Source organism: Gluconobacter albidus, assembly GCF_002005485.1.
In the GTDB taxonomy this organism is placed as follows: Bacteria; Pseudomonadota; Alphaproteobacteria; order Acetobacterales; family Acetobacteraceae; genus Gluconobacter; species Gluconobacter albidus.
Window position 1 is genome coordinate 2,888,744 of the sequence record NZ_CP014689.1, and the last position, 18,943, is coordinate 2,907,686.

The window sequence follows — 18,943 nt, forward strand, 5'->3', positions numbered from 1 at the left end:
GCCGATATGGAAAACATGATCGGGCTTTCCCGCAGGAGACTTGCCATGACCTTCACAAACAGACCGGCCGCCGCACTGATGCTGGCCTTGCTGGCATCCACGATTTCCGTTCCCGCTTTTGCCCAGCATGGGGGAGGTCCGGGGGGCGGAGGTTTTCATGGCGGCGGCGGAGGGCCCGGCGGGGGCTTTCACGGTGGTGGTATGGGACCCGGCGGTATGGGGGGCGGTTTTCATGGTGGTCCGGGCGGTGGCGGCGGGTTTCGCGGCCCGCCCGGCGGCGGTGGATATCGTGGAGGCTGGGGTGGTGGTGGCTATGGCGGTGGCCGTCCCGGATGGGGGTTCCGTGGTGGCGGCTGGGGCGGAGGCTGGGGTGGCCCTCGCTTTGGCGGTTGGGGCTATCCGGGCTGGGGTGGTTGGAACGGCTGGGGTGGACCAGGCTGGTTTGGCTATGGCTGGGGGATGCCGGGCTGGGGCGGCGGCTGGGGCTGGGGCGGCTGGGGCCTTGGTGTTGGTCTTGGCGTCGCGACCGGGATGGCGATCGAGGCCTCGCCTTATGGTTATGGTGGAGGGTATGGCGGCGGATATGGTTATGCGCCGGGCTATGCTCCTGGTTATGCCGTGCCATCCTATTCCAATGTGCCGCCCTATACCTGGGGATACTGATCGAAAAAAAAGCCGCCGGAGAATCTCTCTCCGGCGGCTTTTTCGTATCGTCAGGGTTTGAGGTCCGGTCAGTCCGTGACGAAATCCTTTGCACTGTAGCCCTGTGCGAAGAGATGTGCGCGCAGGCTGGCGAAGTTGATCTGTGTGGGAATGATGCGGCGGACATTGGGTTTGGCGTGGAAGGCCAGACCAAGACCCGCGCTGGCGAGCATGGGGATGTCGTTGGCGCCGTCGCCGGTTGTCAGAGCCGCACGAAGCTGTACGCCGCGCTCTGAGGTCAGGCGTTCGAGGTGGTCGCGCTTGGCATCGGGACCGAGGATCGGGCCAGCGAGACGGCCGGTGATTTTGCCGTCTGCGATTTCCAGTTCATTGCCGTAATTCTCGTCGAATCCGCACAGTTCGGCGACGCGCTGGGTGAACCATGTGAAGCCGCCCGAGACGAGAGCTGTGCGGCCATTATGCCTGCGCATGGTCTGCACGAGTTCGCGGGCCCCTTCCGTCAGGGTGACGGACTCCCAGACCTGTTCGAGAACAGAAGCAGGTTTTCCGGCCAGAAGGGCCACGCGCTGTTCGAGCGCGGTTTCGAAATCGAGTTCGCCGTTCATCGAAGCGCGGGTGATGGCCGCGACGTCTTCGCCGCAGCCCAGAAGGTCCGCCAGTTCGTCGAGCGTTTCGCCCGTGACGATGGTGCTGTCCATGTCCGCGACGAGGACGGCCCGGCGGCGACCGCGTGTTTTGAGAAGCAGGGCGTCGACACGATAGGGCGCGAGTGTTGCGCGGATCGTGGTGATGTTGGCCGATCCGGGGCGTGGCGGCGGGCAGGGAATGTCTACCGCTTCTCCCGGAGACAGGACGATGGGCGCGTTGCCCTTGACGAGCGCGCGGGCCATGTCGATGGCCTCGGGTTTGAGGGGACCGGATTTCCGGTCGGCGATGAGGGTCAGGACGGCAGGAAGGGACATGAGATCTCGTAACGGTCCGGCACGTGTGGCAGGAGGGGAGAATGAACGCCCCGAAGACAACAAAAACTGCGATCATTGTGGCCGGACCGACGTGCTCCGGCAAGTCGGCACTGGCGCTCGACCTCGCGCGACGCTTTGACGGCACGGTCATCAACGCGGATTCCATGCAGGTTTACCGCGATCTGCGGATTCTGACGGCCCGGCCCGACGATGTGGATGAGGCGGCCGTCCCGCACCGGCTTTATGGGGTTCTGGATGCGGCTGTGCCGGGCAGTGTGGCCTGGTGGCGATCCGAAGCCCTGCGGGAAATGGACGAGGCGTGGGCCGTGGGGCGTTTGCCGGTCCTGTGTGGTGGGACGGGGATGTATCTGCGGGCGCTGACGGATGGTCTGGTGGAGGTGCCGGATCCCGGAGACGCTGCGCGGACCGAAGCGCGGGGGCTGGCGGAAGAGATCGGGCCGGAGGTGCTGCATGGGCGGCTGATGCAGGTTGATCCTGAAACGGCGTCCGGCCTGCGTCCGAACGATACGCAGCGGATTTCGCGGGCCTGGGAGGTCTGGACGGGGACGGGGCGTGGACTGGCCTGGTGGCGGTCGCAGCCGGGTCTGCCGCCGGCGTCCTGCCGGTTTGTGTCGGTGCAGCTTGATCCGGAGCGGGAGGGGTTGCGCCGGGCGATCGATTCCAGATTCGGGCTGATGCTGGAGGCCGGAGCTCTGGAGGAAGTGTCCCGTCTGCTGGAGCGGGGGCTCGATCCGGTTCTGCCTGCCATGCGGGCGCATGGCGTGCCTGAACTGGCAGCCGTTCTACGGGGGGAGGAAACGCTTGAGGAAGCGCGGAAATCCGCGGTCCTTGCCATTGGGCGCTATACGCGACGGCAGGCGACGTGGTTCCGGCATCATGCGTTGGGAAAAGAGGGTGACGCGATGATTTCGTTGCGCAGATATGCCCATTTTGCGCAAGAATCGGAAAGTCATTATGAAAAAATAGAGAACTTTATATCGGAACGAGTTGACGCCGCCGCGTTGTCGTCCTAAATCCCGCCGCTCATACCTTGGGAGGAAACGGTGACGGCTGCTGAAAGAGACGCAGGAACAGGCAACGAGGCGCTGAATGGCGCGGAAGTGCTTCTGCGCGTTCTCGATGAAGAGGGTGTGGAGGTCATATTCGGATATCCGGGTGGGGCTGTTCTTCCGATTTACGATGCTCTTTTCAAGCAGGACCGGATTCGACACATTCTTGTGCGTCATGAGCAGGCCGCCGTTCATGCGGCGGAAGCCTATGCGCGCTCGACGGGCAAGGTTGGCGTGGTTCTGGTGACGTCGGGTCCGGGGGCGACCAATGCCGTGACCGGGCTTGTGGACGCGCTGATGGATTCCATTCCGCTCGTCTGTCTGGCGGGACAGGTGCCGACGAAGCTGATCGGCAATGATGCGTTTCAGGAAGCTGACACGACGGGCATCACGCGCCCTGCGACCAAGCACAACTATCTCGTCCGGGAGCCCGGAACACTGGCGCAGACCGTGCGTGAGGCGTTCGAGGTGGCACGCTCGGGGCGTCCGGGGCCGGTTCTGGTGGATCTGCCCAAGGACATCACGGTTGGCAAGGCGCCGTTGACGAAGCCGGCACTGTCGCGCCTCCAGCGGCTGCGCCATCAGGGTGGGCCGGATGCGGAGGCGATCGCCCGGACCCTCGAAGCCATGAAGACGGCGAAGCGCCCGCTCTTCTATACGGGGGGTGGCATCATCAATTCCGGGCCGGAAGCGTCGGACCTGCTGCGTCGTCTGGCGCGCAAGACCGGTTTCCCGGTGACATCCACGCTGATGGGGCTGGGGGCGTTTCCGTCTCCTGATCCGCAGTTCCTGGGTATGCTGGGGATGCACGGTTCGGTCGAGGCGAACATGGCCACGCATGGCTGTGATCTGCTGATCGCTCTGGGGTCGCGTTTCGATGACCGCGTGACGGGGCGTGTGGATGCGTTCTCGCCCAATTCGTTCAAGGTTCATGCCGATATCGACCCGAGCCAGATCGACAAGATCGTGCCGGTGGATGTGCGGATCGAAGGCGATGTGCGCGATACGCTTGAAGCGCTGCTCGAGGGCTGGGGGGAGACCCCTGCGCCGGATCTGTCGACCTGGTGGAACCAGATTGCGTCCTGGCGGAGTGTGGACGGGTTTGGCTTTACGCAGGACATGACGCCGTCTGCCGTCATCCGTCCGCAGCATGCGGTTCGCCGTCTGTATGAGCTGGCGAAGGAAACGGGTCGCGATACGTTCGTGTCCACCGAAGTTGGTCAGCACCAGATGTGGGCAGCCCAGCACTTCCAGTTCGACAAGCCGAACCGCTGGCTGACGTCGGGTGGGCTGGGGACGATGGGCTATGGTCTGCCGGCTGCCGTAGGCGCGCAGGTGGCGCATCCGGATGCGCTGGTGATCGACATCGCCGGTGAGGCGTCCACGCTCATGAACATCCAGGAACTGGGGACGATCGCGCAGTATCGCCTGCCGGTGAAGATTTTCATCCTGAACAACCACTATATGGGCATGGTCCGTCAGTGGCAGGAACTGCTTCATGGCTCGCGGTATTCGCAGTCCTACAGCGAGGCGCTGCCGGACTTCGTGAAGCTGGCCGAGGCGTTCCATGCGACCGGGATGCGGGCGACGCATGTGGGTGAGCTGGATGACGTGATCCGCCGGATGCTGGCGCATGACGGGCCGGTCGTGGCCGATATCTGCGTGGCCGAGGGCGAGAACTGCTATCCGATGATTCCATCGGGTGCGGCGCATAACCAGATGCTGCTGGGTCCGGATCAGGATTCCGAAGCGGCGGGACTGACCGAAGAAGGGAAGATGCTGGTCTGATGACGGAGACGATCCAGAATTCGGTCATTTCAGTCCTGATCGAGGACGAAAGTGGCGCGCTGGCCCGCGTGGTGGGCCTGTTTTCCGGCCGGGGCTACAACATCGAGAGCCTGACGGTGGCGCTGGTGGATGCGGAGCAGAAGCTCTCGCGCATCACGGTGCTGACGTCGGGCACGCCGATGGTGATCCAGCAGATCAAGGCGCAGCTCAAGCGCCTGATCCCGGTGCATGACGTCTGCGACCTGACGCAGGAAGGCCCGTATGTGGGCCGCGAGCTTGCGCTGGTGAAGATCGTCTCGTCCGGCGAGCGCCGGACGGAGGCCCTGCGCATTGCGGATTCGTTCCGCGCGCGGCCCGTGGATACGACGGCCACGAGTTTCGTGTTCGAGCTGACGGGGTCGCCCGAGAAGATCGACGCGTTCATCGAGTTGATGCGCCCCCTTGGTCTGGCCGAGGTTTCGCGCACCGGGATTGCCGCCATCGGGCGCGGTCCTTCAGTCTTTCACCTTAAAAAGGAGCCTGTCTGATGCGGGTATATTATGATCGCGATGCCGATCTGAATCTGATCAAGAGCAAGAAAGTCGCGATCATCGGCTATGGCAGCCAAGGTCACGCTCATGCCAACAACCTCAAGGACAGCGGCCTGACGGACATCGTTATCGGCCTGCGTCCGACGTCTTCTGCCGTCAAGAAGGCTGAAGAGGCCGGTTTCAAAGTCATGTCCCCGGAAGACGCAGCCGCGTGGGCCGATGTGGTCATGGTTCTGACGCCGGATGAAGGCCAGGGCGCCCTGTACAAGGACAGCCTTGAGAAGAACCTGAAGCAGGGCGCAGCCCTTGCTTTCGCGCATGGTCTGTCCATCCATTTCCGCATCATTGAAGCCCGTCCGGATCTGGACGTGTTCCTGATCGCGCCGAAGGGCCCGGGCCACACGGTCCGTTCCGAATATCAGCGTGGTGGTGGCGTTCCGTCCCTCGTGGCCGTGGCGCAGAATGCTTCGGGCAATGCGCTCGAAATCGCTCTGTCCTATGCCAGCGCCAATGGTGGCGGCCGTGCAGGCATCATCGAGACAACCTTCAAGGAAGAAGTCGAAACCGATCTGTTTGGCGAACAGGCTGTCCTGTGTGGTGGTGTGGTCGATCTGATCCGCGCCGGCTTCGAGACGCTGGTTGAAGGTGGATATGCGCCGGAAATGGCTTATTTCGAGTGCCTGCACGAGATGAAGCTGATCGTGGATCTGATCTACGAAGGTGGCATCTCCAACATGAACTACTCCATCTCCAATACTGCGGAGTATGGCGAGTACGTGACGGGTCCGCGCATCATCACGGCGGAAACCAAGGCTGAGATGAAGCGCGTCCTGACGGACATTCAGGACGGCACGTTCGTTCGCAACTTCATCCTTGAGAACCAGTCCGGTGGCGTTGGCTTCAAGGCCATCCGCGCCCGCAACGACGCGCATCAGATCGAAAAGACCGGTGAGAAGCTGCGTGCGATGATGCCGTGGATTGCCAAGGGCAAGCTGGTCGACAAGAGCAAGAACTGATCAGGCGGGTTCGGGAGGCCGGATTCGGCTTCCCGGAAACGGGACGTATCATCGTCTGTCGGGCGTCGGGATGTGTGGGATTCGTTTCCCGCAGATCCGGCGCCCGAACTGTATGCGGGGTCTTGGATTCAAGAATTTTCCGCGTTCCAGCCCTGTGTGCAGGAAAGGGAAAACCTCTTTCTCATGCAATGGGGACATGCGGCGGGGGAGATATGTGACATATTGGGGAATCGCCCCATAAAGTGCTTGCATCAGGGGGGAGGGGCCGCTAACTAGCGCGCTTCCTGGCCCAAGGGGGCATTTTTTGCCCAACAGGCTGTCTACTGGTTTGGGGGTACGTGATGAACGCACTTGCTCAACTGGGGATGGTATCGGAATTCCCGAGAGATATCCAGAACAGCGACGCTCACTTTGTTGAAGATGAGCGCAAGGATTACTTCATTGAGCGTGATGGCGAGCGTTTTGCTGGCAATCACCTGCTGATCGATTTCTGGGACGCCCGGAATCTCGATGATCCGACGCGGATTGATGAAACGCTGTGCGAAGCTGCGGTTGCGGCTGGCGCGACGATCCTGCACAGCCATTTTCACCACTTCACGCCCAATGGCGGCGTGTCGGGCGTGATCGTGCTGGCGGAAAGCCATATTTCGATCCACACGTGGCCGGAGCGGAATTATGCCGCTGTGGACGTGTTCATGTGCGGCGTGTGTGATCCGAACCTGTCGATTCCGGTGATGCAGCGCCTGTTCCAGGCCGGCCGGATCGAGGTCGATGCCGTGCGGCGCGGCCGCGTGCAGGACAAGGCCGCAAAAGCGGTCTGAACTGATGAAAGGGCCGGGTCACCGGCCCTTTTTCAATATACTCCGACAAGGAAACGATGATCCATGGCTGAAACATGGCTCAACGAGACACTGTACCCGGACTGGGGACAGCGTTTTCTCGTTACGCGCGAACTCGCACGGGTAAAATCCGACTTTCAGGATGTGGTGGTGTTCGAAAGTTCCAGCCACGGCCGCGTGCTGGTTCTGGACGGCGTTATCCAGATTACCGAGCGTGACGAGTTCGTCTATCAGGAAATGCTGACGCATGTGCCGCTGCTGGCGCATCCCTGTGCGAAGCGCGTTCTGATCATCGGTGCGGGTGATGGTGGCGTTCTGCGTCGCGTGTTGCAGCATGAGACGGTCGAGAAGGCTGTCATGGTCGAGATCGACGGTGCGGTGATCGAGCTGTCCAAGCAGTATCTGCCGAACATTGCCGGAGATGCCTGGAACGACCCGCGGGCCGAGGTCATTGTCGGCGACGGCATCGACTATGTTCTGAAGGCGGCTGATGGCGCGTTTGATGTGATCATCGTCGACAGCACCGATCCGATCGGTGTGGGCGAAGTGCTGTTCACGGATGAGTTCTACAGCAACTGCGCGCGCATCCTGTCGGACGAAGGTCTGATCGTGAACCAGTGTGGCGTTCCGTTCATGCAGGCGGATGAACTGCATGAGACGAGCCTGCGTCGTGCGAAGTTCTTCCCGCATGTCGGTGCGTATGTGGCGGCTGTTCCGACCTATGTCGGCGGGTTCATGACGCTGGGTGTGGCCTCCAAGGGGCAGGCACCGAACACGCAGACGGTCGAGCAGATCCGCGCCCGTGCGGATGCTGCGAAGATCGTGGGTACGACGCGCTACTGGACGCCGGCGATCCATGTCGGGGCGTTCAACCTGCCGCCTTATATTGCCGAGCATCTTCCGAAGACCGGAAAATGATCCCGCGCCTGCCTCTTCCTTAAAGGGGCAGGCGGTTACAGCTGCTCTTTCAGGCTGCTGTTGATCCGTTCCAGAAGTGTTACGAGAATATCGCGTTCGAGGGGTGTAAACCCCTTGAGTGCTGTGTCGGTTAAATGTTCCATAACAGGAACGATATTCCGGCTTTTCCGCTGACCGTCCAGTGTCAGTGTGACCAGTGTGCTGCGGCGGTCTGTTGGGTCTGGTTCGCGCCGGATCAGGTCGTCGCGTTCCATCCGGGCGAGAAGTGTCGTCATGCCCGGCTGTTCGATATCCGCAAAATCCGCGAGCGCTTTCTGATTGAGGGTCTTTCCGTCCTGCAAAGCCTGCAACACGGGGAGCTGGCCGATCCGGAGGCCGGTCTTTTTGAGTTCGCGTTCCAGCAGGAGTGTGAAGAGCCTGGTGTTGCGGGTGGTCAGGGCGCTCAGGGGAGAGGGGACGGTCATGCGGATTCCGGGGATCATGTGGATAGAATACATAACATGTTATGTATTGAGGCCATGAAAAAACCCGGCGGCTCTTTCGGGCCTGACCGGGCTTGATCTGACCAGGCTGAAAAATCAGGGTGTCATTTTGGCCAGTGGGGCGACGCAGCGGTGCTCGCGGTAGAGCGTCCATTCGTCGCAGATCTGGTTGGGCGGGAAGGTGCAGGTGCCGGTTTCGCCGCCTGCAGTCCGGACATCACCGTGTCGGCCGCCCTGCTGCGTGCAATAGACGCTGGCGGGGTTGGGAATGCCGATCAGGCGGGTACGCGGATTGTGCTGCGGATGGGAAGCGCACGCGGACACCGTGCCGCACAGGAGGGTGATGGCCAGGAGGCGTTTCGTGCTTGAAAGATGCATTGCTCAGGGAGCCCTTTTCTTCAGGAAGCGGACGCTGCGTTCCTTGATGTCCAGTTCTTTTACAGCGTTTGCGAAGACCTCGAAATGCGGGGTCCTGAGGTGCTCTTCGAAGGCCGCGCGGTCGGTATAGACTTCCACCAGGATGACGGTATCGGCTTCCGTTTCGGGGGAGAGGACCGTGAAGCTGTGGCAGCCGGATTCGTCGGCGACGGAGCGTTCGCTGTCATAGGCGCAGACCTTGAGAAATCTGTCATAGGTTGCCGGTGTGGTCTCGAATTCTGCAATGACCGTCAGTTCGCCAGCCATGGAGTTCTCCTTTGTGCATTTAAGGTCTCGGGACACAACGCAGGAGCGATCGTAACGATTGCGGAGTTTTTCGGAAACTGGCAGGATCGGAAGGACCGACACGGGAGAGACCGGCCGAGAGGCTGGCGCCGAAGGAGCAACCGCCCCGGAAACTCTCAGGCCAAAGGACCGAGGCGGTCAGGACATTCTGGAGAGAGGTGCGCTTGACGCATCCGCCGACGGGATAGCGATCTCAGGCGAAAGGACAGAAGGGGCGACGTTTTTTCCGGCCGCATTCTGCGGGAAGCCGGGGGCGTCTGCATCTTCACGTCTTGAGATAGAATGGACCGGGCTTTTTCGTATGAGCGATTCCCTCCAGCGTACTCCCCTTTACGATCTGAATCTGGAACTTGGCGCGAAGATGGTGCCGTTCGCAGGCTTTGAGATGCCGATCCAGTTCCCTGCGGGACTGATGGCGGAGCATCTGCATACGCGCGAGAAGGCTGGTCTGTTCGACGTGTCCCATATGGGGCAGATCCGTATTGCTGCGAAAAGCGGCGACGTGAAGGACGCGGCTGCGGCTCTGGAGACGCTGGTACCGGCGGATTATGTCGGACTTGCCGCCGGGCGCCAGCGTTATGGACTGCTGACCAATGAAGAGGGTGGCATTCTGGACGATCTGATGGTCGCCAATATGGGCCATGATCTTCTGGTGGTCGTGAACGCGGGTTGCAAGGTTCAGGACGCAGACCGGATCGAGGCCGCGCTGTCTGATCGGTGTGTTGTGACGCGCCAGTTTGATCGGGGGCTTATGGCGCTTCAGGGGCCGGCTGCGGAAGCGGCTCTGGCGCCGCTTTGCCCGGCCGTGAAGGACATGCGCTTCATGGATGTGATCGAGACTGAACTGGCCGCTGCGACTGGGCCCGTGAAGGTGACGGTGTCGCGGTCCGGCTATACGGGCGAGGACGGGTTCGAGATCGGCTGTGCGGGCGCGGATTCTGAAAAAATCGCACGTGCGATCTTGGCGCAGCCGGATGTGCTGCCGATTGGTCTGGGCGCGCGGGACTCGCTGCGTCTGGAGGCCGGGCTGTGCCTGTATGGCAATGACATTGATGTCAAGACAACGCCGGTTGAAGCCTCGCTGGGCTGGGCGATCCAGAAGGCGCGTCGTGAGGGCGGCTCCCGCGCTGGCGGCTATCCGGGGGCGGAAGTTGTGCTGAAGCAGACGCGCGATGGCGTGTCGCGCAGGCGCGTGGGTCTGCTGGCGGAAGGTCGGGCTCCGGTGCGGGCGGGGGCGAAGCTTTTTGCCGACGCCGAGGGGCAGAAGGAAATCGGGGTGGTCACGTCCGGGGCGTTTGGCCCGAGCGTGAAGGCTCCTGTTGCGATGGGCTATGTCGCGTCGGATCATGCGGCGCTGGACACACTCGTCTTTGCGGAATTGCGGGGCAAGTATGTGCCGCTGCATGTGCGGGCGATGCCGTTCGTGGCACCCGGTTTCAAGCGCTGAACTTACAGTCGAATTTCAGATCAGGAAAAAGCAGCAATGACGACCTATTACACGAAGTCCCATGAATGGATCCGCGTCGATGGCGAGCAGGCGACTGTTGGCATCACGACGCATGCCTCCGAAGAGCTGGGCGAACTGGTGTTCGTTGAAGCCAAGGACGAGGGCACGGAAGTTGCCGCCGGTGACGCGGCTGCGGTTGTCGAGTCCGTGAAGGCGGCGTCCGACATCTATGCGCCGGTGGCGGGTACGCTGGCGGGCTTTAACGAAGCGCTGTCCGATGATCCGACGCTGGTGGGCCGCGATGCGGAAGGCGAGGGCTGGATCTTCCGCATGACGGTTTCCAACCCGGACGACCTCAAGGGCCTGCTGACGGCCGAGCAGTACAAGAGCCTCTGAGGCTTGCGGGGTCTGCGTTGGCAGACCCCGTTTTTCTTTCATCCCGCCCCGAATTTCTGCCTCCGCTTTTCATGAAATGCCAGAGAACCTGCCTGTGACGACCTTGTGGCCTGCCCAGACCGAAGATTTCAGCTCCCGCCATATCGGCCCGCGCCCTTCCGAAATCGGAGAGATGCTGCGGGTCGTGGGGGCTTCCAGCCTTGATGACCTGATCGACCGGACCATTCCGGCCGCCATTCTCGATCGCGGGGATCACGGGATCGGTGCGGCCCTGACCGAGCAGGATGCACTGGCGCGTCTGCGGCAGATCGCCTCGCGCAATCAGGTTCTGACGTCCATGATCGGGCAGGGTTATTACGATACGGTTCTGCCGCCGGTCATCCAGCGGAACATTCTCGAAAATCCGGCCTGGTACACGGCTTACACGCCGTATCAGCCCGAAATCAGCCAGGGCCGCCTTGAGGCGTTGCTGAATTTCCAGACGCTGGTGGCAGATCTGACGGGGCTCGACATTGCCAATGCGTCCCTGCTGGACGAGGGCACCGCCTGTGCGGAAGCCATGGCGCTGGCGCAGCGGGTGGGCAAGTCGAAGGCGACGGCGTTCTTCGTGGATGCGGACACGCATCCGCAGACGGTTGCCGTGATCCGCACGCGGGCCGAGCCGCTGGGCTGGGATATTGTGGTTGGAGATCCGGAGACGGATCTGGACGCATCGTCCGTGTTTGGCGCGCTGCTGTCCTATCCGGGGTCTTCGGGGCAGGTGCGGGATCTGCGCGGCGTGATTGCGGCGCTGCATGAGAAGGGTGCGATTGCGGCTCTGGCCTGTGATCCGCTGGCGCTCGTGGTGCTGGAAAGCCCTGGTGCGCTGGGCGCGGATATCGCGATTGGCTCGATGCAGCGTTATGGCGTGCCGATGGGGGCTGGTGGCCCGCATGCGGGGTTCATGGCGACGCGCGATGCGTTCAAGCGGCACATGCCGGGGCGTCTGGTCGGCGTGTCGCGCGACAGTGCGGGCAAGCCCGCCTATCGTCTGGCGCTTCAGACGCGCGAACAGCATATCCGCCGCGAGAAGGCGACGTCCAACATCTGCACGGCGCAGGCGCTGCTGGCGATCATCGCGTCCATGTATGCGGTGTATCATGGTCCGGAAGGGCTGAAGGCGATTGCCGCACGCACACACCGGATGGCGGCGATCCTGTCTGCCGGGCTGAAGGCTCTGGGCGCGAGCGTCGAGACGGAGGTGTTCTTCGACACGATTACCGTTCAGGCGGGTGTTGCTGCGCCGCAGGTGCTGGCGAGGGCCGTGGCCTCGGGCATCAATCTGCGCGATGCGGGGAATGGCCGGATTGGTGTGTCCTGTGACGAGACCACGACGCCGGAAACGATCCGTGCGGTCTGGGCGGCGTTCGCGGGCGAGGGTGCGAATCTGGCGTCTGTCGAGCAGGGGCTCGATGTGACGGATGCGCTGCCGGAGGGCCTGTCCCGGACGGCGCCGCTGCTGACGCATCCTGTGTTCCATGCCCATCGTTCCGAGACGGATCTGCTGCGCTACATGCGTGCGCTGGCGGACAAGGATCTGGCGCTGGACCGGACGATGATCCCGCTGGGCTCCTGCACCATGAAGCTCAATGCGACGGCAGAGATGATCCCCATCACTTGGCCGGAATTTTCGCGGATTCACCCGTTCGCACCCGCCGATCAGGTTCAGGGTTATGCCGAGCTGTTCGCGTATCTGGAGCGCACGCTCTGTGCGATTTCGGGCTATGATGCCGTCTCGCTTCAGCCGAATTCCGGTGCGCAGGGCGAATATGCTGGGCTTCTGGCGATCCGTGGCTATCACCGGGCGCGTGGGGATGAGAACCGCGACGTTTGTCTGATTCCGGCGTCCGCGCACGGGACCAATCCGGCTTCGGCCCAGATGGTCGGAATGCGGGTTGTCGTCGTGGCGTGCGATGAGAACGGCAATGTTGATGTCGAGGATCTGAAGGCGAAAATTGCGCAGCATGACGGGCGCGTGGCGGCCATCATGATCACCTATCCGTCCACGCATGGCGTGTTCGAGGAGCGGATCGTGGAGATCTGCGAACTGGTTCATGCCGCCGGCGGTCAGGTCTATCTGGATGGCGCGAACCTCAATGCGCAGGTTGGTCTGGCACGGCCGGGTCTGTATGGCGCGGATGTCTCGCATTTCAATCTGCACAAGACGTTCTGCATCCCGCATGGCGGTGGCGGTCCGGGCATGGGGCCGATCGGCGTGGGCAAGCATCTTGCGCCGTATCTGCCGGGGCAGCATGGCATTGCGGTATCCGCAGCGCCTTACGGCTCGGCGTCCATTCTGCCGATTTCCGCGGCCTACATCATGATGATGGGCGACGAGGGACTGCGTCAGGCGACGACGATGGCGATCCTGAATGCGAACTACATCGCATCGCGTCTGGAAGGGCATTATCCGGTTCTGTATCGCGGCACCAACGGCTTTACGGCGCATGAATGCATCGTGGATCTGCGGCCGCTGAAGGACACGGTCGGTGTGACGGTGGATGATATCGCCAAGCGTCTGATCGACCACGGGTTCCATGCACCAACCGTCAGCTTCCCGGTGGCGGGGACGTTCATGATTGAGCCGACGGAATCCGAAGGGAAGGGCGAACTGGATCGCTTCTGCGATGCGATGATCGCCATTCGCGCGGAGATTGCCGAAGTCGAAGCCGGGCGCGTGGCGATGGACGCCAGCCCGCTGCGTTTTGCGCCGCATACCACGGCGGATCTGGCAGGCGCGTGGGACCGTTCCTACAGCCGCGAGGCAGGGTGTTTCCCAGGCGGTGTGGACACGTCGAAATACTGGTCGCCGGTCGGGCGTCTGGACAATGCCTGGGGGGACCGGAACCTCATCTGTTCCTGCCCGGATATTTCGACCTACGCTGAAGGCTGAGCGGCTTTTTCCGTCTGGTGTTCGGGACAGGGCGCCTTCCTTCGGGGAGGCGCCTTTTTGCTGTTCGGTCTTTGTGGGTGTGATACCCGGCATGGGTTCTTTCTCACAAAGTGGTGAGGTATGGTTTCACGTGAAACGCTGCCCGCTTTCGGAAGATGCGGATGGGGTAGCTTCTATTGTTGATGAGGAGTTCCATCATGAGCCAGACGGTTCACATCACGGCCGTTGTTACGGTTGCCGCCGAACACGCTGCCGCTGCCGAGCAGGCTTTTGCGGCCTGTGTTGTCTCTTCGCGCAAGGAGGAGGCCTGCCGCCAGTATGTGATCAGCCGGGATACGGAAAAGGCTGGCCGCTTCGTTGCCAACGAAATCTGGGCTTCGGAAGCCGGGTTTGAAGCGCATCTGGCGTCACCGCATTTCAAGGTTCTGGGTGAGGTGCTTGCGAAATGTGGAGCGCAGGCTGAAATCATGAAGGTCCAGCCGCTGGACGAGTCAGCTGACGCAGCCTGAAAAAGCTGTTTGCATTTTTGCGGGAATATGTCCCACTCGTGGATCGGCTGTTTTGCGGAGCAGCCTTTGAAGACAGGAGAGTCTGTTATGGTTTCGATGGTGACGTTCAAGGTTGACGGGATGTCGTGCAACGGATGTTCGGGCAAGTTACAGTCCGCCCTGTCCAACGTTCCGGGTGTGTCGTCGGCGGAGGTAACGCTCGATCCGGGACAGGCTGCCATTCAGTATGATGAGCAGAAAGTGACGCCGGTGGCGTTGCAGCATGTCGTGGAAGATGTCGGGTTCGACGTTATCGCCTGACAGGCGTTTGAATGTGCCTGCCGCCTATCGTTTGTAATGCGGCAGGCCGAGCCCTTTGATGAGGGCCGCAGCGCGCAGGCTGAAGCCGGCCAGAACGGCGAGATCTGCGGCAATTGTGGTGCTCAGACCCAGCGCCGTCAGGGAGACATAGGTTCCTGACGCCAGGGCAACGGCCGTGACGTAGAGCTCCGGCCGGATGATGATGGACGGCACGCCTGCCAGCACATCCCGGAAAATACCGCCCATGCAGGCGCTGACGATTCCCATGAGAGCCGCCGGGATCAGCGGGATGCCGTAGGCCAGCGCCTTGGCTGAGCCGAAGACGCCATAGGCTGCGATCCCGAGACCGTCAAACCATTCCACGGCGCGGGCTGGCCAGAAGCGGGCCGGGGTGAACCACACGGCAATGGCGGACAGCAGACAGGCCGTAATCGGGATGGAGGTGTGCATCCAGAAGACGGGGGCGCCAATCAGCAGGTCCCGCACGGTTCCACCACCGACGCCGGTAATGGCAGCAAAGAACATGAACGTCACGATGGTCAGGCGCGCGCGTGCGGCCTCGATCGCGCCGGAAATCGCGAACACGATCGTGCCTGCGATGTCGAGGACGGGCAGAGCGGAGGAGGAGAAGGCCTGAAGGGCGGGAGGGATCATCGGGCCGTCTTGACGTGGTGTGTTGAAAACAGAAAAGCCCGGCACGAAGGCCGGGCTTTCCGTAGACGTGATGTTCTGACCCGGATCAGACCGAGTAGTACATCTCGAACTCTGCCGGATGCGGCGTATGTTCGAACTTGTAGACTTCCGGCCACTTGATGTCGATGTAGCTTTCGATCTGGTCCTTGGTGAAGACGCCGCCTTCGAGAAGGAATGCGTGGTCTTCCTTGAGGGCTTCGAGAGCCTCACGGAGCGAACCGCAGACCGTCGGGATCTGGGCCAGTTCTTCCTTCGGCAGCTCGTACAGATCCTTGTCCATGGCGTCGCCCGGGTGGATCTTGTTGCGGATGCCGTCGAGGCCGGCCATCAGCATGGCGGCGAACGCGAGATACGGGTTTGCCATCGGGTCCGGGAAGCGGACTTCGACGCGCTTGGCCTTCGGGTTGGTCGCGTGCGGGATACGACACGAAGCCGAACGGTTCGCTGCGGAGTAGGCCAGAAGCACGGGCGCTTCGAAGCCCGGGATCAGGCGCTTGTAGGAGTTGGTGGACGGGTTCGTGAAGGCGTTCAGAGCCTTCGCGTGCTTGATGATGCCACCGATGTAGAACAGCGCGTCTTCGGACAGGTCTGCATACTTGTCACCGGCGAAGGTCGGCTTGCCGTCTTTCCAGATGGACTGGTGGACATGCATGCCCGAGCCGTTGTCGCCCGAGATCGGCTTCGGCATGAACGTGGCTGTCTTGCCGTAGGAATGGGCAACGTTGTGCACGCAGTACTTGTAGATCTGCATGAAGTCGGCGGACTTCACGAGCGTGTCGAACTTCGTGCCGAGCTCGTGCTGCGACTGTGCGACTTCGTGGTGGTGCTTTTCGATCGGCAGGCCCATTTCACCCATCGTCGAGAGCATTTCGGCGCGCAGGTCATGCTCGCTGTCCACGGGCGGGACCGGGAAGTAGCCACCCTTGACGACAGGGCGATGGCCCATGTTGCCTTCCGGATAGGCCTTCATGGAGGCGCCGGGACCTTCGATGCTGTCGAGCTGATACGTGCCGAAATTCGGGCCTGTGCCGAACTGCACGTTGTCGAAGATGAAGAACTCGGCTTCCGGACCGAAGAACGCCGTGTCGCCGAAGCCGGCTGACTTAAGATAGGCTTCTGCGAGCTTGGCGGTCGAGCGCGGATCGCGGTTGTAGAAATTGCCCGTCTTCGGATCAATGATGTCGCAGAACAGGATCAGCTGCGGCTTGGCGGAGAACGGGTCCATGACGGCCGTTTCCGGATCCGGAAGCAGGACCATGTCGGACTCGTTGATGGCTTTCCAACCCTGGATGGACGAGCCGTCGAACATGAAACCTTCGACGAAGGTGTCGTCTTCGATGGTCGAGACCGTCTGGGTCGTGTGGTGCCACTTGCCCTTCGGGTCGGTGAAGCGCAGATCGACGAATTCCGCCGCGTGCTCCTGGATCATCTCGAAGACGCGGGCCACGGCCTGCGGGTTCGGAGCGGGCGGCTTGCCTGAAGCTGCGGGGGCAGCCTTGGGCGCTGCGGCCTTCGAGGTACGGCGCGCCGGGGCGGCCTTCGGTGTCGCGGTAGAGGAAGTGGGGGCTTTCTTGGCCATCGATCTGTCGCCTTGCATCGTGTAAACGGCTGCAAAACGATTAAGCGACAAATGCCCGTCTGTCGAGTATGGGAAATTACGCCATTCTGCGGATTTGAGGTAGAATCTTGCGGAAGCGGATCAAAGCTTTCCACGTCTGGTCCGGAACTTGCATGGAAAGAGGGCAGCGAGACTCTTTTTGGGAAATATCCTCATGACCCGTGCTGCCGAATCTCTGGATGGCTGGAAAGACAGTGATCTTCTGTCCCTGCCGGTTGAGCGTTATCTGCATGAATTCCGGGGCGGCCTGCTGAGCCTGCCCGAGAGCGAGCGGGACCTGATTGTTGCTGAAGTGCGGGCGCAGGTTGCGGCGCAGGCGCGGCTGGGCGATGGCGCCGTACAGGCACTTCTGGAAAAGCTGGGGAAGCCGGGCAGGCTCGCTGCACGCTTTACGATCCGGCATGAGCTGTCGGTCGGGGTGCAGCAGTCCAATCCGTTTGCCCTGTTGTGGGTTGTGTTGCGGCTGGCTGCGGGAAGCCTTCTGGCGTTTACTGGTGGCTTGGTGGTCATTGTGTTCGGTCTGGCGGGGGTTCTGCTGGCGGCGATGCCCGCGTTGCGGTTCTTTGTTCCGCAGGACGTGTTCATTATGAATGACGAAGCGTTTTCGTTCACGATCACGACGGATGGTGCACCGAAAAATGCCGTTCCCCTTTCCTGGACGGCAGCTATTGTTTCCTGTGGTGTCGGCATTGTTCTGATCGTGTTGGCGATGCTTCTTATGCGGGGGCTGGGGCAGATCCTGCTGCGCGATATGCGTCGGAAAACACGGATGCGGGACTAAAGGCTTTTCAGCCCCGCGCTGGCCTGCAATGGTGAGGCGCTTTGTGTTTTTCGTGTGTTCTGGACCTCATCAATGAAAACTCCGAATCAGTATCTTGCGGGTCTTCCGACGACCATTTTCACGATCATGTCCCAGCTGGCCGTAAAACATGGGGCGATCAATCTCGGGCAGGGATTCCCGGATACGGAGGGGCCGCAGGATATCATTCAGGTGGCTGCGGAGGCGCTGCAGGACGGGCGTAACCAGTATGCGCCGCTGACGGGGCTGCTGGAGCTGCGCGAGGCTGTGGCATCTTCCAACCGACGTTTCTATGGGCTGGAGGTCGATCCGGCGACGGAAGTTGTGGTGACGTCCGGGGCGACCGAAGCACTGGCGGCCTGTCTGATGGCGGTGGTGGAGCCGGGGGATGAGGTGGTGGTGATCGAGCCGCTTTATGACACCTATCTGCCCGCACTCAGACTTCTGGGAGCTGTTCCACGCTGTGTGCGGCTCCAGCCGCCGCACTGGTCGCTGCCGGAAGCGGAATTGCGGGCGGCGTTTGGGCCGAAGACCAAGGCGATCATGCTCAATTCGCCGATGAATCCGTCCGGGAAGGTTTTTGTCCGCGAGGAGCTTGAACTGATTGCGGATCTGGTGCGGGAGTATGATGCGTATGCGATCTGTGACGAGGTTTATGAACACCTGACGTTTCACGTGAAACACATGCCTCTGATGACGCTGCCGGGAATGCGGGAGCGGTGCATGCGGATCGGAAGTGCGGGCAAAAGTTTCTCCCTGACGGGATGGAAAGTCGGCTATGTGACCGCGCCGGCCGCGCTGGCATCGGTGGTGGCGAAGGCGCATCAGGTTCTGGTGTTCGCGACTGCTCCGAACCTTCAGCGGGCTGTGGCTTATGGGCTGAACAAGGACGAAAGCTATTACCAGGCTCTGTCGGCGCAGATGGAAATGCAGCGGGATCTGTTGCGGGACGGTCTGCATCGTCTGGGCTTTGAGACATTGCCCGCCGATGGAAGCTATTTCATCGTGGCGGATATCTCACGTCATGCGGATGGGCGCGATGATGTGGACTTCGCGCGCTGGCTGGTTGAGCATGCAGGGGTCGCGACGATTCCGGTTTCAGCCTTCTATGACCCTGAGGGGGATGCTCCACCGCAGAACCTGATCCGGTTCGCATTCTGCAAAAAGCCCGAGATCCTCTCCGAAGCCTTGAAACGGCTGGAAAAAGCCCTTTCTTAAAAGCACGGTTCCGCCACCCGTTTTCTGTTTCTGTCTGGAG

Annotated in this window: 20 protein-coding genes and 2 riboswitches; of the genes, 14 read left to right on the forward strand and 6 right to left on the reverse strand. The window is 61.6% G+C overall.

Annotation, left to right across the window (positions count from 1 at the left end; translation table 11 throughout):
• The first annotated feature begins 45 nt into the window (after nucleotides 1–45).
• A complete protein-coding gene (locus tag A0U94_RS16265; protein WP_198945445.1) occupies nucleotides 46–663 on the forward strand; it encodes a hypothetical protein in 618 nt (205 codons plus the stop codon).
• Nucleotides 664–731: 68 nt separating this feature from the next.
• On the opposite strand, the gene serB is transcribed toward A0U94_RS16265, so the two are convergent.
• Nucleotides 732–1,625, reverse strand: coding sequence for a phosphoserine phosphatase SerB (gene serB, locus A0U94_RS13200; protein ID WP_077803634.1), 894 nt, complete (start codon nucleotides 1,623–1,625; stop codon nucleotides 732–734).
• Between the two features lie 41 nt (nucleotides 1,626–1,666).
• On the opposite strand from serB, the gene miaA reads away from it, so the two are divergent.
• From miaA to speE, 6 genes are all read left to right on the forward strand, one after another.
• Nucleotides 1,667–2,659, forward strand: coding sequence for a tRNA (adenosine(37)-N6)-dimethylallyltransferase MiaA (miaA, locus tag A0U94_RS13205; RefSeq protein WP_077803635.1), 993 nt, complete (start codon nucleotides 1,667–1,669; stop codon nucleotides 2,657–2,659).
• 30 nt (nucleotides 2,660–2,689) lie between these two features.
• Entirely contained in the window at nucleotides 2,690–4,483 is a 1,794-nt protein-coding gene (gene ilvB / locus A0U94_RS13210) for a biosynthetic-type acetolactate synthase large subunit (protein WP_143412350.1), read from the forward strand.
• Complete coding sequence (gene ilvN, locus A0U94_RS13215) at nucleotides 4,483–5,010, forward strand: acetolactate synthase small subunit (protein WP_062030599.1); 528 nt, start codon at nucleotides 4,483–4,485, stop codon at nucleotides 5,008–5,010. The genes ilvB and ilvN overlap by 1 nt, the downstream gene beginning before the upstream one ends.
• Entirely contained in the window at nucleotides 5,010–6,029 is a 1,020-nt protein-coding gene (gene ilvC / locus A0U94_RS13220; RefSeq protein ID WP_062030597.1) for a ketol-acid reductoisomerase, read from the forward strand. Before ilvN ends, ilvC begins: the two co-directional genes overlap by 1 nt.
• Before the next feature lie 341 nt (nucleotides 6,030–6,370).
• Entirely contained in the window at nucleotides 6,371–6,850 is a 480-nt protein-coding gene (speD, locus tag A0U94_RS13225; protein ID WP_077803637.1) for an adenosylmethionine decarboxylase, read from the forward strand.
• Between the two features lie 63 nt (nucleotides 6,851–6,913).
• Nucleotides 6,914–7,786 carry a polyamine aminopropyltransferase gene (speE, locus tag A0U94_RS13230; protein ID WP_077803638.1) on the forward strand — a complete coding sequence of 291 codons (873 nt, stop codon included), beginning with the start codon at nucleotides 6,914–6,916 and terminating at the stop codon, nucleotides 7,784–7,786.
• Nucleotides 7,787–7,821: 35 nt separating this feature from the next.
• Here the strand turns inward: speE and A0U94_RS13235 are convergent, their stop codons facing one another.
• The 3 genes from A0U94_RS13235 to A0U94_RS13245 all read right to left on the reverse strand — a co-directional run bounded on the left by A0U94_RS13235 (nucleotide 7,822) and on the right by A0U94_RS13245 (nucleotide 8,952).
• On the reverse strand, nucleotides 7,822–8,250 hold the full coding sequence (locus A0U94_RS13235; RefSeq protein ID WP_077803639.1) for a MarR family winged helix-turn-helix transcriptional regulator: 429 nt from the start codon (nucleotides 8,248–8,250) through the stop codon (nucleotides 7,822–7,824).
• 114 nt (nucleotides 8,251–8,364) lie between these two features.
• Nucleotides 8,365–8,646, reverse strand: a complete 282-nt coding sequence (locus A0U94_RS13240; protein WP_062107075.1) for a putative hemolysin — start codon at nucleotides 8,644–8,646, stop codon at nucleotides 8,365–8,367.
• Between the two features lie 3 nt (nucleotides 8,647–8,649).
• The gene (locus A0U94_RS13245) at nucleotides 8,650–8,952 is read right to left on the reverse strand and encodes a putative quinol monooxygenase (RefSeq protein WP_062030589.1); all 303 of its coding nucleotides are present in this window, start codon (nucleotides 8,950–8,952) and stop codon (nucleotides 8,650–8,652) included.
• A 91-nt stretch (nucleotides 8,953–9,043) separates the two neighbouring features.
• A riboswitch (glycine riboswitch) is annotated at nucleotides 9,044–9,133 on the forward strand.
• Nucleotides 9,134–9,210, forward strand: a riboswitch (glycine riboswitch).
• Nucleotides 9,211–9,292: 82 nt separating this feature from the next.
• Here A0U94_RS13245 and gcvT point away from each other — a divergent pair.
• From gcvT to A0U94_RS13270, 5 genes are all read left to right on the forward strand, one after another.
• Nucleotides 9,293–10,438, forward strand: coding sequence for a glycine cleavage system aminomethyltransferase GcvT (gene gcvT, locus A0U94_RS13250; protein ID WP_077803990.1), 1,146 nt, complete (start codon nucleotides 9,293–9,295; stop codon nucleotides 10,436–10,438).
• Nucleotides 10,439–10,474: 36 nt separating this feature from the next.
• Nucleotides 10,475–10,834, forward strand: a complete 360-nt coding sequence (gcvH, locus tag A0U94_RS13255) for a glycine cleavage system protein GcvH (RefSeq protein ID WP_062107071.1) — start codon at nucleotides 10,475–10,477, stop codon at nucleotides 10,832–10,834.
• A 76-nt stretch (nucleotides 10,835–10,910) separates the two neighbouring features.
• On the forward strand, nucleotides 10,911–13,766 hold the full coding sequence (gcvP, locus tag A0U94_RS13260) for an aminomethyl-transferring glycine dehydrogenase (protein ID WP_077803640.1): 2,856 nt from the start codon (nucleotides 10,911–10,913) through the stop codon (nucleotides 13,764–13,766).
• Nucleotides 13,767–13,963: 197 nt separating this feature from the next.
• Nucleotides 13,964–14,275, forward strand: coding sequence for a putative quinol monooxygenase (locus tag A0U94_RS13265; protein ID WP_077803641.1), 312 nt, complete (start codon nucleotides 13,964–13,966; stop codon nucleotides 14,273–14,275).
• Between the two features lie 87 nt (nucleotides 14,276–14,362).
• Nucleotides 14,363–14,575 carry a heavy-metal-associated domain-containing protein gene (locus A0U94_RS13270; RefSeq protein ID WP_077803642.1) on the forward strand — a complete coding sequence of 71 codons (213 nt, stop codon included), beginning with the start codon at nucleotides 14,363–14,365 and terminating at the stop codon, nucleotides 14,573–14,575.
• Between the two features lie 24 nt (nucleotides 14,576–14,599).
• Here the strand turns inward: A0U94_RS13270 and A0U94_RS13275 are convergent, their stop codons facing one another.
• Both A0U94_RS13275 and glnA read right to left on the reverse strand, forming a co-directional pair.
• A complete protein-coding gene (locus tag A0U94_RS13275) occupies nucleotides 14,600–15,229 on the reverse strand; it encodes a trimeric intracellular cation channel family protein (protein WP_062107065.1) in 630 nt (209 codons plus the stop codon).
• 85 nt (nucleotides 15,230–15,314) lie between these two features.
• The gene (gene glnA / locus A0U94_RS13280) at nucleotides 15,315–16,697 is read right to left on the reverse strand and encodes a type I glutamate--ammonia ligase (RefSeq protein ID WP_062030622.1); all 1,383 of its coding nucleotides are present in this window, start codon (nucleotides 16,695–16,697) and stop codon (nucleotides 15,315–15,317) included.
• 343 nt (nucleotides 16,698–17,040) lie between these two features.
• Here glnA and A0U94_RS13285 point away from each other — a divergent pair, with 343 nt between their 5' ends.
• Both A0U94_RS13285 and A0U94_RS13290 read left to right on the forward strand, forming a co-directional pair.
• A complete protein-coding gene (locus tag A0U94_RS13285) occupies nucleotides 17,041–17,667 on the forward strand; it encodes an HAAS signaling domain-containing protein (RefSeq protein WP_149026775.1) in 627 nt (208 codons plus the stop codon).
• A 72-nt stretch (nucleotides 17,668–17,739) separates the two neighbouring features.
• Nucleotides 17,740–18,903 carry an aminotransferase gene (locus A0U94_RS13290; RefSeq protein WP_077803644.1) on the forward strand — a complete coding sequence of 388 codons (1,164 nt, stop codon included), beginning with the start codon at nucleotides 17,740–17,742 and terminating at the stop codon, nucleotides 18,901–18,903.
• Nucleotides 18,904–18,943: the final 40 nt, after the last annotated feature.

Bases quoted from the DNA above. Each gene is read 5' to 3' on its own strand.
- ilvN (WP_062030599.1), top strand. From the start codon at position 4,483: ATGACGGAGACGATCCAGAATTCGGTCATTTCAGTCCTGATCGAGGAC.
- A0U94_RS13240 (WP_062107075.1), bottom strand. From the start codon at position 8,646: ATGCATCTTTCAAGCACGAAACGCCTCCTGGCCATCACCCTCCTGTGC.
- A0U94_RS13245 (WP_062030589.1), bottom strand. From the start codon at position 8,952: ATGGCTGGCGAACTGACGGTCATTGCAGAATTCGAGACCACACCGGCA.
- miaA (WP_077803635.1), top strand. From the start codon at position 1,667: ATGAACGCCCCGAAGACAACAAAAACTGCGATCATTGTGGCCGGACCG.
- A0U94_RS13285 (WP_149026775.1), top strand. From the start codon at position 17,041: ATGACCCGTGCTGCCGAATCTCTGGATGGCTGGAAAGACAGTGATCTT.
- speE (WP_077803638.1), top strand. From the start codon at position 6,914: ATGGCTGAAACATGGCTCAACGAGACACTGTACCCGGACTGGGGACAG.
- speD (WP_077803637.1), top strand. From the start codon at position 6,371: ATGAACGCACTTGCTCAACTGGGGATGGTATCGGAATTCCCGAGAGAT.
- A0U94_RS13265 (WP_077803641.1), top strand. From the start codon at position 13,964: ATGAGCCAGACGGTTCACATCACGGCCGTTGTTACGGTTGCCGCCGAA.
- A0U94_RS13235 (WP_077803639.1), bottom strand. From the start codon at position 8,250: ATGACCGTCCCCTCTCCCCTGAGCGCCCTGACCACCCGCAACACCAGG.
- A0U94_RS13275 (WP_062107065.1), bottom strand. From the start codon at position 15,229: ATGATCCCTCCCGCCCTTCAGGCCTTCTCCTCCTCCGCTCTGCCCGTC.
- serB (WP_077803634.1), bottom strand. From the start codon at position 1,625: ATGTCCCTTCCTGCCGTCCTGACCCTCATCGCCGACCGGAAATCCGGT.
- gcvP (WP_077803640.1), top strand. From the start codon at position 10,911: ATGCCAGAGAACCTGCCTGTGACGACCTTGTGGCCTGCCCAGACCGAA.
- A0U94_RS16265 (WP_198945445.1), top strand. From the start codon at position 46: ATGACCTTCACAAACAGACCGGCCGCCGCACTGATGCTGGCCTTGCTG.
- gcvH (WP_062107071.1), top strand. From the start codon at position 10,475: ATGACGACCTATTACACGAAGTCCCATGAATGGATCCGCGTCGATGGC.
- ilvC (WP_062030597.1), top strand. From the start codon at position 5,010: ATGCGGGTATATTATGATCGCGATGCCGATCTGAATCTGATCAAGAGC.
- A0U94_RS13270 (WP_077803642.1), top strand. From the start codon at position 14,363: ATGGTTTCGATGGTGACGTTCAAGGTTGACGGGATGTCGTGCAACGGA.
- A0U94_RS13290 (WP_077803644.1), top strand. From the start codon at position 17,740: ATGAAAACTCCGAATCAGTATCTTGCGGGTCTTCCGACGACCATTTTC.
- gcvT (WP_077803990.1), top strand. From the start codon at position 9,293: ATGAGCGATTCCCTCCAGCGTACTCCCCTTTACGATCTGAATCTGGAA.
- glnA (WP_062030622.1), bottom strand. From the start codon at position 16,697: ATGATCCAGGAGCACGCGGCGGAATTCGTCGATCTGCGCTTCACCGAC.